Here is a 12,991-nt window from a genome sequence, read left to right on the forward strand (position 1 = left end):
GGCCGGAGACAATACCCGGACCGATCAACAATGGGGATGCCGAAGGGTGGCCGCCATGGAAAGCGGCCAAACAAAAAGCCGCGGGCTTGTACAGCACCGCGGCTCGCGAGAATATTCTGCTGCAAAGGGTGGGTAACAACAAATGGATATTTATTTAGTAGGCGGAGCGGTTCGTGACGAACTGCTGGGCCTGCCGGTCAAGGAACGAGACTGGGTCGTGGTGGGCGCCACCCCACAGCAGCTCATCGATCAGGGCTTCAAGCCGGTGGGCAAGGACTTCCCCGTGTTCCTGCACCCGGATACCCGGGAGGAATACGCGCTGGCGCGTACCGAACGCAAAAGCGGCCACGGCTACAGCGGCTTCGTGTTCCACGCTGAACCGGACGTGTCCCTGGAGCAGGACCTGATCCGCCGGGACCTGACCGTCAACGCCATGGCGCGCACCGCCGACGGCGAAATCATCGACCCGTTCGGCGGCAAGCGGGACCTCAAGGCCCGGCTGCTGCGCCATGTGTCGCCGGCGTTCACCGAGGACCCGTTGCGGGTGCTGCGGGTGGCCCGGCTGGCCGCCCGCTACCGCTGGATGGGGTTCCGCGTGGCCGAGGAAACCCTGGAGCTGATGACCCGCATCACCATCAGCGGCGAGCTCGCCCATCTGCCCGCCGAGCGGGTCTGGAAAGAGACCAACCGGGCGCTGATGGAGCGCTCCCCCCAGGCCTACTTCCAGACCCTGCACGACTGCGGCGCCCTGGCGGAGCTGTTTCCGGAACTGGCGCACCTGGACGGCGTGCCCCAGTGCCCGGACCACCACCCCACCGTGGACGTACTTACCCATCAATACCGCTGCCTGGCCCAGGCGGCTCGCCAGCAACTGCCGTTGACGTCCCGTTACGCCCTGCTTTGCCACGATCTGGGCAAGGCGGAAACGCCACCGGACGGCTGGCCGGAGCACAAGGGCCATGAACGGCGCGGCGAGAACCTGGCCCGGGAAATGTCCCAGCGCCTGCGCGTCTCCAAGGAACTGGCCGACGCCGCCGTGACCATGACCCGCTGGCAGCGGCGCGCCCAACGGGCCCTGAAACTGCGCCCCGCCGATGTCTGGGAAATGCTGCGCAGCCTGGACGTGGTGCGTCGCCCCCGGCGGCTGAAGTTTTTCCTCGCCGCCTGCGAAGCGGACGCGCGCACCTGCGCCGCCGACCCCAAGGCGCCGTTCCCCCAGGGCGAGTACCTGGCCGGTGTCGCCGAGGCGGTGCGCAAGGTGGACGTGGCGGGCCTGCGCGAGGCCGGTCTGGCTGGCCAGGCCCTGGGCCATGCTCTGGACGAAAAGCGCCTCAAGATCATCAAGGAATACAAAAAGGAGTTTCTCGAACGATGGCAGCCATAGCGCTGGTCACCGGCAGCGCCCGCCGCATCGGCGCGCGCATCGTACGCGCCCTGCACGCCCGCGATTGCCGGGTGGTGATTCACTACCGGAACAGCGAGGCCGAGGCCGCGGCCCTGGCGGCGGAGCTGAACGCCCTGCGCGCGGACAGCGCCGCCTGCCTGCAAGCGGACCTGAGCGACCCGGCCGCCGTGCGCCGGCTGGCCGCCGAGGCCCGCGCCTGCTTCGGTGGCCTGGACCTGCTGGTCAACAACGCCTCCAGCTTCTACCCCACCCCCCTGGCCGAGGCCAGCGACCACGACTGGGATGAGCTGGTGCACAGCAACCTGCGCGCGCCCTTTCTGCTCAGCCAGGCCCTGGCCGACGACCTGGCCCGCTCCGGCCGGGGCGCCATCGTCAACCTGGTGGACGTCTACGCCGAGAAACCCCTCGCCGACCACCCCCTCTACTGCATGGCCAAGGCCGGCCTGGCGATGATGACCAAAAGCCTGGCCCGCGACCTGGGCCCGGCGGTGCGCGTCAACGGCGTCTCACCGGGCCCGATACTGTGGCCCGAACAGGGCGGCGCCGACCAGGACGCGGTGCTCAAGGCCAGCGCCCTGAAACGGCCCGGCGACCCGGACGACATCGCCGGCGCGGTCACCTGGCTGGCCCTGGACGCCCCCTACGTCACCGGCCAGATCCTGGCCGTGGACGGCGGCCGCTCCCTCGCCCTCGCCGGCACCTGATCGGGCTGATCGGGTCGGACCACCGCAAGTCACTGATTTATAAGAAAAACCATTAAATAACGGGCAGATTTACAGGCCTTAGGTTACTTTTACGACAGCAAAAAGGCCCTTCTAAGGAAAAAAAGACCGGGCGCGCCCTGCGCTAACAGCCGGTATTTGCCCCTCAAAAAAGCCCTCCAAGCCCAAAATAGCCGCCATAAAGCTTATTTAAATTCATTAAATCAACGACTTGCCGAGGTCCGACCCCGGGCAGGGTCGGACGGAATGCATATTGGGGAGGGACGGGGGTGAAAGCCGGGGGCCTTTGCTCTTGGCAGACTGCGGCGCGACAACAACGTACCGCCAGGGGGAATACCCATGTTCATGCCTTTCAAGTTCGCATCGCTTCCGCGCCGGGCCGTGCCCGGGCTCGTTGTGCTGCTGGCCGCCTGTGGCGGCGACCACGATCACCGGCCCGTCGACAGGGCGCCACCAAGCGACGATGCCCGAGCCATCGCCGTGGACGCGCAAAACGCCGAAGTGTTACTCGGCGAGGTGATGTTCGTCACCAATCTGATGACCCTGAACGTGGCCTACGACCTGAACATGTACAGCGTGGTGATGCCGGCAACCGCCTGCGACAACGACGGCACCGTGGCAAGGGAAAGTGAGCCGGGCGGTGCCGGGCGCGTCACCGCGATTGATTATGAAAACTGCCGGATCTCCCTGGGGCCGGACACCGACCTGAGGCTCGATGGCGGCCTGGCTTTCCAGTACGACAGCGCCGACCCGGCCTCGCCCTTCCAAATCGATGCCACGGCCTTCGTTTCCGATTTGCGCGAGAATCAGGGCGGCATCGTTTACGGCAACCGCACCCGCCTGGACGGCACCCTGCGCATGACACCGGACCCGATCGCCGGCCTGCCGTTCGCCAGCGTCAGCGACGCCGGGCTGACCCTGGCCTTCGAGTACCTGGAGGACGATCAGTCCCTGCATACCCGGGAGTGGCAATTGCAAGACTTCGCCGTGCCGTTCGCCGTGGACCTGATGACCGGCGGCATGGGTATCGGCGCCCGCGGAAGGCTGTCGCTGACCGGCCCGGAACAGTCCGCCGGGTTCGTCGACGTGGACACCGACCCGCTGCTGTCCACCTCCATGGCGGCCTGCCCGGACTCCGGCGACCTGACCGTCACCGGCGCGGAAGACAGCCAGGTGCGCCTCAGCGTTCAGCACGCCGATGAAGCAGTGATCACCACCAACGGCAATGCCCGGCTGATCGAGTGCGGCGACCTGCTGGATCTGGCCGATCCGATGGCGGTGCTGGTGATCGCGCACTAGGCGCCCTGGAGCACACGCAAATTTCATTTTGCTTTTTATTTCCATCCCGATAGGCTCTCTCAACAATTTTTTATTGCACTATTTCCATAAAACTTAAGAAAAAATTGCCTTGGGATAGGGAAAAATGAGACTTTATTCTTACCACCGCGCTCCGGCGATCCGCTGGGGCGTGCCCGCCGTGCTGTGCGCGTCCGTATTGCTCACCGCCTGTGAGGACGACAACTACCGTCCGGATCCGGAACCGGGGGAACCCACGGTCACCGAAACCAGCGCGCCGGTGGCGCTGGAACAGTCCACCGAAAGTTATTTCGCGGCGCCGAAGATCATCAACTACGGCCCGGTACTGTCCAACACGGCGTCCACCGGCCCCTGCTTCAGTGACGGTGACGTTCTGGTGGAGACCGATACCGACGATCGGGTTTCGCGCATCACCTACAACGCCTGCAGCGAGGATTTCGGCCCGGGCTTTTCCTCGCTCACCGACGGCGTGGTGACCTTCGAGTACGACACCCAAGGCACGTTGGTGCGCCTGATCATGGACGGCTTTTCCGAGGACACGGTGCTGGGCGCCGAGCATCAGGTGGTCCGGTTCGACGGCACCATGGACTTTCCAGAAGGCCCGGCCTCGCCGCCCAGCTACACCGCCAACGGCCAGTACGAGTTTGTCCGCGAATTTCCGGATGACATCCAAAACGTGGCCATGGGCTTCCAGGACTTCCAGGTCCAGAGCTCAGTGAGCGGCACTGATATCATCCAGATCATGAACGGCGGCATCAGCCTGCCGGGCCGCGACAGCTACCTGACCGTGGACACCGGCGGCGATGGCCTGCGTCGTCCGTCCGGTTCGTCCTGCGCGGTGTCCGGCACCCTGACACTCACCGCCGCCGACGGCAGCTACACCAGCGCCACCTTCAATGGCGAGGACCACATCGTGGTGTCCGTTAACGGCGTGGCTCAGCCGGAACGGACCTGCGACGAATACCTGGCTTTTATCAATCACTGATGACCACCACCGAACCCGGCCAGGACCGAGCCAGGGTGGCAAGGTCCGGCCGGGCCCACGCTCTTAGGGGGGCGACTCGAAATGAAACTCGAAAAACACCACGCCATGGCGGCGCTGCTCGCCGCGTCCGTACTGTTGTCCGCCTGCGAGGACGACAACTATCGACCCGACCCGGAACCGCAGGCGTCCGGCAGTACCCTGGTTTTCACCGAAGACAATGCGGCCCGGGTCACCGGTGACATTGTGCTGCTGAACGGCTTCCTGCTTTACGGCCCGCAGGCGCTCTTCTCGCCGGTGAATTATCTACTGGACGGGAGCGACTGTCTGAGCGGACAAGGCTCGGTGGTCGAGGATGAACAAGGACGTCCGACGCGATTGACGGCGAACGATTGCGTTGTGGAGGAAAACGGCCAGAGCAGTCGCATCACCGTGGACGGGGCGCTGAGTATCGAGTATCCCAGCGAGAATGGAGAAGCGCCGCCCAGCCTGATCAAGGCCGACGACTATCGTGTCTCGGTCGTGGACGAGGACCCTCAGAGTGAACTGAATGGCCGCATCGTGTTTGGCTTCGACGGCGTTATGCCGCTCGACTTCGAGACCGGCCTGGAAAGCCCGAATTTCGAGAACGTGAACGGCACCCTGGGTTATTTGGTCGATATTGATGAAAACAGCGAGCTACCAAGCGGAGATTTCAACTGGGTGCTGAAAGACTACACCCAGCGACTGCTCGACCAGGGCAACGGCCCGGTCATGGCGCTTTCAGGCCAGGTGGGCCTGGCCGGTGGCTCGATCACCCTGACCACCCACGCACCGATCACCCCGTTTATCTTCCAGCTCTGCCCGACCCAGGGCGACCTCACCTTGGAAGGCGGTGAGGGCACCAGCCTGAACCTGACCGTGGTGGAGACCGATGACATTCTGATCACCCTGAACGGCGTGGGCACCCATTACACCTGCGAGGAATTCGAGCAGTGGGTCACGGAGGCCATCGGCCCGATATTCGCGCCCTTCTGAGCCGGTCTCTGAGCCCGCTCAGGGCCAGACGAACGGCACCTGCCACAGGCGCTGTTCGGGGAAGCGATAGTCCTCGAGCAGCGCCGCGTAGGTGCGCTTCAGCACCGGATGCTCGGCGCGCGGGGCCAGGTCGGCCAGTGGGCGCAGCACGAAGGCGTGCTTGAGGATCTCGCCGCGGGGCAGTTCCACGCCGTCGATGTCGCCGGTGAGGTCGCCGTAGGTAAGGATGTCGATGTCCAGGGTGCGGCTGGCGAATTTCTTTTCGCCGCGCACCCGGCCATGGGCCCGCTCGATGGCGTGCAGGCGCTCAGCCAGCTTGCCCACCGGCAGGTCCGTGTCCAGGGACGCCACCAGATTGTAGAAGGCGTCGCCGCTGAACCCCACCGCTTCGCTTTCGTACACCGGGCTGAGGCCCAGCTCACCGAATTCGGCGGCCAGTTGATCGAGGCCGGAGTGGATATTGTGGTCGCGGTCGATATTGGAACCGAGGCTCAGATAGACCGTGGGCATCAGGACCGCTCCCCCCGCTCGATGATCACCCCCACGTCCCGGGAACCGCGCAGGGCGCCGGGCTTGCTCAACCGCAGCTTCAGCCAGGTGACGCCGAACTCGTCGCGCACCAGCTCCGCCACCCGTTCCGCCAGGGTTTCCACCAGCTGGAAATCGCTGTCCTCGATGTACTGAATAATGCGCTTGCCAATGGCCTTGTAGTTAAGCGCGTCGTCGATGTGATCGCTGGCGGCGGCGCGACGGATGTCGGTGGCCATCTCCAGGTCGAGGCTGACGGTCTGGCGGATGCGGCGCTCCCAGTCGTAGATGCCGATCACCGTGTCGACCTTCAGGTCGCTGATATAGACGATGTCCATGCTGGTCCTTGATAATGCCCGGGATTTCGTAGCGGGATTATAGCCGGTGGACACCTTAGCATTACAGGAAAGCGGAGTCTGGCTGCTGCCTTTGTGCGCGGCGGCCTATCTGCTGGGATCGATTTCCAGCGCCATTCTGGTGTGCCGGCTGTTCGGCTATCCCGACCCGCGTACCCAGGGCTCCAGCAATCCCGGCGCCACCAATGTGCTGCGCATCGGCGGCAAGCCCGCCGCCGCCCTGACGCTGCTGGGCGATGTGCTGAAGGGCACGATTCCGGTGGCGGTGGCCTACGGGCTGGGCATGAACGCCTTCGGCGCCGCCCTGGTGGGCTTCTGCGCCTTTCTCGGTCACTTGTTCCCGGTGTTCTTCCAGTTCCGGGGCGGCAAGGGCGTGGCCACCGCCTTCGGCCTGCTGTTCCCGCTGCACTGGCCCACCGGGCTGGTGGCCGGCGCGGTCTGGCTGGCGGTGTTCGCGGTGACGCGGATTTCCTCGGTGGCGTCGCTGAGCGCCTTCGTGGCCGCGCCGATCAGTCTGTGGTTCTGGCTGCCGGCGGCGTTCTGGCCGATGGTGGCGCTCACCGCCATTATGGTGTTCCGCCACCGCAGCAATCTGGCCAAGCTGCTCAGCGGCGAGGAGTTGGGCTTTAAGAAGAAAGGCTAGCCAGCTCCGCCAGCGGCCAGCGCGGGCGCACGGCGATGGGCAGGCCGCTGCGTTCGCCGGCGGCCAGGCGCAGAGCGCCGGCGTAGGCGATCATGGCGCCGTTGTCGGTGCAGTAGGCCAGTGCCGGATAGAACACCCGCACGCCCCGTTTGGCCATGGCCGCGTCCAGCTTCTCGCGCAGGGCGCGGTTGGCGCTCACCCCACCAGCCACCACCAGCCGTTTGCCGCCGGTCTGCTCCATGGCCCGCCGGCATTTGATCACCAGCGTGTCCACCGCCGCGTCCTGGAAGGCCAGGGCGATGTCCGCCCGGTCCTGGTCGGACAGCGCCTCGGCGCCCCCCAGGTCATTAATGGTGTTGAGCGTAAAGGTCTTGAGCCCGGAAAAGCTCATGTCCAGGCCGGGCCGATCGGTCATCGGCCGGGGAAAGCGGAACCGGCCGGCCTGGCCCTTCTCCGCCAGGGCGGCCACCCGCGGGCCGCCCGGGTAACCCAGGCCCATCATCTTGGCGACCTTGTCGAAGGCCTCGCCGGCGGCGTCGTCCACGGACTCGCCCAGGGGGTGGTAGTCGCCCAGGGCGCGGGCTTCCAGCAGCAGCGAATGGCCGCCGCTGACCAGCAGCGCCACGAACGGGAACTCCGGCCCATCGTCCTCCAGCAACGGCGCCAGCAAGTGGCCTTCCATATGGTGCACCGGTACCGCCGGCACACCCCAGCCATAGGCCAGGGCCCGGCCCACGCCGGCGCCCACCAGCAGCGCCCCGGCCAGCCCCGGCCCGGCGGTGAAGGCCACGCCGTCCACCTGCTCCGGGCCGCAGCCCGCCTCGCTCAGCACCTGACGGATCAGCGGCAGCAGGCGGCGCACATGGTCGCGGCTGGCCAGTTCCGGCACCACGCCCCCGTAGGCGGCGTGCATGTCGATCTGGCTGAACAGGGCCTGGCCAAGCAGGCCGCGCTCGGTGTCATAGAGGGCCACGCCGGTCTCGTCGCAGCTGGATTCGATGCCCAATACGCGCATTGTTGCTCCCGTTTCGCCGGCCCGGGCGCAATGCCCCGCCGGGGGGCGCATGATACCGCCCCGGTCCCGGCTTTGCATTTTCTCCGCGCTAAGGTAGAATTCGCGCCCTGCTGCCCGGGTGGCCGACCGGTTGCCCGAGGGACACCTGAGCCCCGGCAGCTCCAATTAACCGTTATATTCAAGGTAGGTGATACTTCATGCCTCAGGTGAAAGTGAAAGAAGGCGAACCCTTCGACGTGGCCCTGCGCCGTTTCAAACGTTCCTGCGAAAAAGCCGGTGTGCTCTCCGAAGTCCGTCGTCGTGAGAACTACGAGAAGCCCACTCAGGAGCGTAAGCGCAAGCGTGCCGCCGCTGTAAAGCGTCACCTGAAGAAGCTCCAGCGCGAACAGCTGGCGCGTAAGCGCCTGTACTAAGGCTTTCGCCGGGCGCCCGCCCGGCGTGCCGATGCTGTAATGAGCGCGCTCAAGGACCAACTCAACGCCGCCGTCAAGGACGCCATGCGCGCCCGGGATAAGGCCCGTCTGGGCACCCTGCGCATGGCCACCGCCGCGATCAAACAGGTCGAGGTGGACGAGCGCATTGAGTTGGACGACGCGCGCATCCTTGCGCTGCTCGACAAGCAGATCAAGCAGCGCAAGGACGCCGCCCAGCAATACCGCGACGCCGGCCGGAACGATCTGGCCGAGACCGAAGAAGCGGAAATGGCGGTGCTCCAGGAATTTCTGCCCACCCCGCTCACCGACGCCGAAATCGACGCCCTGATCGATGACGCCATCGCCAGCACCGGCGCCGCCGGCATGCAGGACATGGGCAAGGTGATGGGCGAGCTCAAGCCGCGACTGCAGGGCCGCGCCGACATCGGCGCCGTCAGCGGCAAGGTCAAACAACGCCTGAGCTAGCGCTGGCCCGCGCCACTGCTTGATCCGGCGCGACACTGCGAGGAAGATTTCCTTCCATGGCCGGCCGCATTCCCGAACATTTCATCCAGGATCTTCTCGCCCGCACCGATCTGGTGGCGTTGATCGACGCCCGTGTGCCGCTGAAGAAGACCGGCCGCAACTATTCCGCCTGCTGCCCCTTCCACCAGGAAAAAACGCCGTCGTTCACGGTGGCCCCGGACAAGCAGTTCTATTACTGCTTCGGCTGTGGCGCCTCCGGCAACGCGGTGGGCTTCCTGATGGAATACGACCACCTCAACTTCCCCGAGGCGGTGGAGCAGCTGGCCACCCGCGCCGGCATGGAGATCCCCCGCGAGGAAGGCCACGACGGGCGCAAGGAAAAGGCCAAGCGAGACCGGCTGCAGACCCTCTACGACCTGCTCACCCGGGCGGAGCGCTTCTACCGCCAGCAGCTCAAGAGCGCCCCGGACCGTCAGAAAGCGGTGCAGTACCTGAAGGGCCGCGGCCTCACCGGCGAGATCGCCGCCCGCTACGGGCTGGGCTTCGCGCCGCCGGGCTACGACAACCTGAGCCAGGGCCTGAGCCTGGACAACGAGGGCATAGAGCAGGCTCTCACCGCCGGCCTGCTGGTGCGCAAGGAAGACAGCGGCCGCACCTACGACAAATTCCGCGACCGCATCCAGTTTCCGATCCGCGACAGCCGCGGCCGCACCATCGGCTTCGGCGGCCGGGTGCTCGGCGACGGCAAGCCGAAATACCTGAACAGCCCGGAAACCCCGGTGTTCCACAAGGGCCGCGAACTGTATGGCCTGTGGGAGTGGCGCCAGAGCCGCGACAAGACCGACCGCCTGTATGTGGTGGAAGGCTATATGGACGTGATTGCCCTGGCCCAGCACGGCGTGCCCAACGCGGTGGCCACCCTGGGCACCGCCACCAGCGAGGACCACTGCCACACCCTGTTCCGGCAGGTCAACGAGGTGGTGTTCTGCTTCGACGGCGACAACGCCGGCCGGCGCGCCGCCTGGCGCGCCCTGGAATCCGCCCTGCCGGCCCTGGACGACGGCAAGCAGGCCCGCTTCCTGTTTCTGCCGGAGGGCGAAGACCCGGACACCCTGGTGCGCGCCCAGGGGCCGGAAGCTTTGTTAGCGCTTACTGACAAGGCGGACACCCTGGCCACTTACCTGTTCAGTCACCTGTCCGAGGGGCTGGATCTGAACACCGTGGACGGCCGCGCCCGCCTGGCGCGCCTGGCGCTGCCGTTCCTCGACAAGCCGGCGGGGCCGGTCTACCGGGCGCTGCTCGAGGAAGAGCTGGCACGGCTCACCCGCCTGGAGCGGGCCTCCCTGGAAAAGCTGCGCGAAAGCCTGCCGGGCCGGCGCACCGCCGCCGAAGCGCCGGCGCCCCGCCGGGAGCCGGAAGCGGCCCCCTGGGACGCGCCGCCCCCGGACCACGACCCGGGCCCACCGCCAGACTGGGACAGCCCCCCGGACCACCAGGACTACGCGGCGGCGGCCCCCCGGGCCCGCCGGCCGGCCCGCCAGAGCCGCCCCGCCGGCGGCGGCCTGACCCTGGTGGAACGGCTGGTGCTGGTGCTGCTGTCGCACCCCCAGGTGCTGGAAGAGCACCCCCTGCCGGAAGGGCTCGAGCGGCTGCATTTGCCGCAGAAGGACCTGCTGACCCAGGTGGCCCACACCGCCCGGGACCAGGGCGGCACGCCGGCGGCCCTGCTGGGCGCGGCCATGGCCCTGGAACAGGGCGAAAACCTGTCCACGTTGCTCCGCGAGGCGCTCAAACCGCCCATGGACGCCCGGGTGGCGCGCCTCTATTGGGAAGACGCCCTGCAGCACCTGCACACCCTGGCCCTGGAGCAGGCCCTTGAAGAAGAGCAGCGCCGCCCTGATCCGGACGTGGGCCGGCTGGCGGAGCTGATCCGCGCCCTGGCCGATGCCCGGCACCGGGCCCGCGAAGTGTCGGCCCGGGACCGCTGAGCCGCCCCGGTGGCGCGCCACCGGGACCATGCCAAGACACGCACACCACCTTGTACAAACTGGCTCCGACCCCCATATCCACGTATAATACGCCGTTTCCCCAAGACACCTCGTCAACCTACGGGCTTTACGCATGAGCACTCAAAAACAGCAGCAATCACAGCTGAAGCAGTTGATCGCGCTGGGCAAGGAACAGGGTTACCTGACCTACGCCGAGGTGAACGACCATCTGCCCGAGTCCATCACGGACACGGATCAGGTGGAAGACATCATCCAGATGATCAACGACATGGGCATCTCCGTGGTCGAGAAAGCCACCGATGCCGATCAGATCATGATGGACGAGAGTGCGGAAAGCACCGACGAGATGGCCGCCGAGGAAGCCGCCGCCGTACTGGCTTCGGTGGAGAACGAGCCCGGCCGTACCACCGACCCGGTGCGCATGTACATGCGCGAAATGGGCACCGTGGAGCTGCTCACCCGCGAAGGCGAGATCGAAATCGCCAAGCGCATCGAGGAAGGCACCCGCGAAGTGATGCACGCCCTGGCCTACTGGCCCGGCGCGGTGGACATGGTGCTCGACGAATACCAGCGCATCGTCGACGAGGAGCGCAAGCTCACCGACGTGATCGCCGGCTATCTGGACCCGAATGACGACGGCGCCGCCGCCACCGCCGCCAATAAAGAGCCGCGCTTCAGCCAGAAGAAAAAGGACGAAGAAGCCGCCGCCAAGGCGAAGGAAAAAGAAGAGGAGGACGACGACGAGGACTCCGATGACAAGGAATCCGACGACGACTCCGAGGAAGATGAAGGTGGTCTGGATCCGGTACTGGCCGCCGAGCGCTTCGCGGAACTGCGCAAGCGCCAGGAAAAAGCCCTGCGCTCGCTGAAGCGCAACGGCCGCGACCACGCCAGCACCGCCAAGGCCCAGGAATCCCTGGCTGAACACTTCACCCTGTTCAAGCTGGTGCCGCGTATTTACGACGAGCTGCTCAACGCCGCCCGTAACCACCTGGACACCACCCGCAAGTTCGAACGCCAGATCATGACCCTGGCGATTCGCCGCGCCGGCATGCCGCGCCGCGACTTCATCAAGGTGTTCCCGGGCAACGAAACCAACACCGACTGGGTGGACAGCCAGCTCAAGGGCAAGAAAGCCAAGGATTACGGCGACAAGCTGTCGCTGATGAAGGAAGACATCCAGCGCAACCAGCGCAAGATCAGCACCCTGGAAGAGATCGTCGGCCTGCCGGTGGCGGACATCAAGGAGATCAACCGTCGCATCTCCATCGGTGAAGCCAAGGCCCGCCGCGCCAAGAAGGAAATGGTCGAGGCCAACCTGCGTCTGGTGATCTCCATCGCCAAGAAGTACACCAACCGGGGCCTGCAGTTCCTGGACCTGATCCAGGAAGGCAACATCGGCCTGATGAAGGCGGTGGACAAGTTCGAATACCGTCGCGGTTACAAGTTCTCCACCTACGCCACCTGGTGGATCCGGCAGGCCATCACCCGCTCCATCGCGGACCAGGCCCGCACCATCCGGATTCCGGTGCACATGATAGAGACGATCAACAAGATCAACCGCGTGCAGCGCCAGATGCTCCAGGAAATGGGCCGTGAACCGACCCCGGAAGAACTGGGCCAGCGCCTGGAAATGCCGGAAGACAAAGTGCGCAAGGTCCTGAAGATCGCCAAGGAACCGATCTCCATGGAGACTCCCATCGGCGACGACGAGGACTCCAGCCTGGGCGACTTTATCGAGGACGGCAACATGGACTCCCCGGTGGACTCCGCCACCTCCCTGGGCCTGGAAGAGGCCACCCGGGAAGTGCTGGCCAACCTCACCGCCCGGGAAGCCAAGGTGCTGCGCATGCGCTTCGGCATCGACATGAACACGGACCACACCCTGGAAGAAGTCGGCAAGCAGTTCGACGTGACCCGGGAGCGGATCCGTCAGATCGAGGCCAAGGCCCTGCGCAAGCTGCGCCATCCCTCGCGCAGCGAGCACCTCCGCAGTTTCCTGGACGCGGACATGTAAGCTGGTTTATAACTACCGGCCCGGACGGCAACCCCGCCCGGGCCGTTTTATAAGAAGCGCCGGAAAGGCGCCACAAGGACG

At 65.8% G+C, this 12,991-nt stretch carries 13 protein-coding genes; 10 read left to right on the forward strand and 3 right to left on the reverse strand.

Features of this window, described 5'->3' with window-relative positions:
- Positions 1-142 precede the first annotated feature (142 nt).
- From ACLD0W_RS01995 to ACLD0W_RS02015, 5 genes are all read left to right on the forward strand, one after another.
- Complete coding sequence (locus ACLD0W_RS01995; protein ID WP_410305839.1) at positions 143-1,384, forward strand: multifunctional CCA addition/repair protein; 1,242 nt, start codon at positions 143-145, stop codon at positions 1,382-1,384.
- Positions 1,372-2,109 carry a pteridine reductase gene (locus ACLD0W_RS02000; RefSeq protein WP_410305840.1) on the forward strand — a complete coding sequence of 246 codons (738 nt, stop codon included), beginning with the start codon at positions 1,372-1,374 and terminating at the stop codon, positions 2,107-2,109. Before ACLD0W_RS01995 ends, ACLD0W_RS02000 begins: the two co-directional genes overlap by 13 nt.
- A 399-nt stretch (positions 2,110-2,508) precedes the next feature.
- Positions 2,509-3,426 (forward strand): hypothetical protein, encoded by a 918-nt coding sequence (locus tag ACLD0W_RS02005; protein WP_410305841.1) that lies wholly within the window; start codon positions 2,509-2,511, stop codon positions 3,424-3,426.
- Positions 3,427-3,550: 124 nt separating this feature from the next.
- Entirely contained in the window at positions 3,551-4,429 is an 879-nt protein-coding gene (locus ACLD0W_RS02010; protein ID WP_410305842.1) for a hypothetical protein, read from the forward strand.
- Between the two features lie 81 nt (positions 4,430-4,510).
- Positions 4,511-5,443 carry a hypothetical protein gene (locus tag ACLD0W_RS02015; RefSeq protein ID WP_410305843.1) on the forward strand — a complete coding sequence of 311 codons (933 nt, stop codon included), beginning with the start codon at positions 4,511-4,513 and terminating at the stop codon, positions 5,441-5,443.
- Positions 5,444-5,461: 18 nt separating this feature from the next.
- Here the strand turns inward: ACLD0W_RS02015 and folK are convergent, their stop codons facing one another.
- Both folK and folB read right to left on the reverse strand, forming a co-directional pair.
- Positions 5,462-5,953, reverse strand: coding sequence for a 2-amino-4-hydroxy-6-hydroxymethyldihydropteridine diphosphokinase (gene folK, locus ACLD0W_RS02020; RefSeq protein ID WP_410305844.1), 492 nt, complete (start codon positions 5,951-5,953; stop codon positions 5,462-5,464).
- Positions 5,953-6,309: a dihydroneopterin aldolase gene (gene folB / locus ACLD0W_RS02025; RefSeq protein WP_410305845.1), complete on the reverse strand. Its 357-nt coding sequence runs from the start codon at positions 6,307-6,309 to the stop codon at positions 5,953-5,955. Before folB ends, folK begins: the two co-directional genes overlap by 1 nt.
- 46 nt (positions 6,310-6,355) lie before the next feature.
- On the opposite strand from folB, the gene plsY reads away from it, so the two are divergent.
- The gene (plsY, locus tag ACLD0W_RS02030; RefSeq protein ID WP_410305846.1) at positions 6,356-6,970 is read left to right on the forward strand and encodes a glycerol-3-phosphate 1-O-acyltransferase PlsY; all 615 of its coding nucleotides are present in this window, start codon (positions 6,356-6,358) and stop codon (positions 6,968-6,970) included.
- Here the strand turns inward: plsY and tsaD are convergent.
- Positions 6,954-7,985: a tRNA (adenosine(37)-N6)-threonylcarbamoyltransferase complex transferase subunit TsaD gene (gene tsaD, locus ACLD0W_RS02035; protein ID WP_410305847.1), complete on the reverse strand. Its 1,032-nt coding sequence runs from the start codon at positions 7,983-7,985 to the stop codon at positions 6,954-6,956. The genes plsY and tsaD overlap by 17 nt on opposite strands.
- A 197-nt stretch (positions 7,986-8,182) precedes the next feature.
- On the opposite strand from tsaD, the gene rpsU reads away from it, so the two are divergent.
- From rpsU to rpoD, 4 genes are all read left to right on the forward strand, one after another.
- A complete protein-coding gene (gene rpsU / locus ACLD0W_RS02040; protein WP_014993329.1) occupies positions 8,183-8,398 on the forward strand; it encodes a 30S ribosomal protein S21 in 216 nt (71 codons plus the stop codon).
- Between the two features lie 39 nt (positions 8,399-8,437).
- Positions 8,438-8,884, forward strand: a complete 447-nt coding sequence (locus ACLD0W_RS02045; protein WP_204430352.1) for a GatB/YqeY domain-containing protein — start codon at positions 8,438-8,440, stop codon at positions 8,882-8,884.
- Between the two features lie 56 nt (positions 8,885-8,940).
- Positions 8,941-10,872, forward strand: coding sequence for a DNA primase (gene dnaG, locus ACLD0W_RS02050; RefSeq protein ID WP_410305848.1), 1,932 nt, complete (start codon positions 8,941-8,943; stop codon positions 10,870-10,872).
- Between the two features lie 133 nt (positions 10,873-11,005).
- Positions 11,006-12,910 carry an RNA polymerase sigma factor RpoD gene (gene rpoD, locus ACLD0W_RS02055; protein WP_410305849.1) on the forward strand — a complete coding sequence of 635 codons (1,905 nt, stop codon included), beginning with the start codon at positions 11,006-11,008 and terminating at the stop codon, positions 12,908-12,910.
- The last annotated feature ends 81 nt before the right edge of the window (positions 12,911-12,991 follow it).

This window comes from Alloalcanivorax sp. C16-1, from assembly GCF_046507805.1.
In the GTDB taxonomy this organism is placed as follows: Bacteria; Pseudomonadota; Gammaproteobacteria; order Pseudomonadales; family Alcanivoracaceae; genus Alloalcanivorax.

Coding starts and splice junctions, on each gene's coding strand:
- tsaD (WP_410305847.1), bottom strand. CDS start 7,985: ATGCGCGTATTGGGCATCGAATCCAGCTGCGACGAGACCGGCGTGGCC.
- ACLD0W_RS02045 (WP_204430352.1), top strand. CDS start 8,438: ATGAGCGCGCTCAAGGACCAACTCAACGCCGCCGTCAAGGACGCCATG.
- ACLD0W_RS02000 (WP_410305840.1), top strand. CDS start 1,372: ATGGCAGCCATAGCGCTGGTCACCGGCAGCGCCCGCCGCATCGGCGCG.
- ACLD0W_RS01995 (WP_410305839.1), top strand. CDS start 143: ATGGATATTTATTTAGTAGGCGGAGCGGTTCGTGACGAACTGCTGGGC.
- folB (WP_410305845.1), bottom strand. CDS start 6,309: ATGGACATCGTCTATATCAGCGACCTGAAGGTCGACACGGTGATCGGC.
- folK (WP_410305844.1), bottom strand. CDS start 5,953: ATGCCCACGGTCTATCTGAGCCTCGGTTCCAATATCGACCGCGACCAC.
- rpsU (WP_014993329.1), top strand. CDS start 8,183: ATGCCTCAGGTGAAAGTGAAAGAAGGCGAACCCTTCGACGTGGCCCTG.
- dnaG (WP_410305848.1), top strand. CDS start 8,941: ATGGCCGGCCGCATTCCCGAACATTTCATCCAGGATCTTCTCGCCCGC.
- ACLD0W_RS02015 (WP_410305843.1), top strand. CDS start 4,511: ATGAAACTCGAAAAACACCACGCCATGGCGGCGCTGCTCGCCGCGTCC.
- ACLD0W_RS02010 (WP_410305842.1), top strand. CDS start 3,551: ATGAGACTTTATTCTTACCACCGCGCTCCGGCGATCCGCTGGGGCGTG.
- rpoD (WP_410305849.1), top strand. CDS start 11,006: ATGAGCACTCAAAAACAGCAGCAATCACAGCTGAAGCAGTTGATCGCG.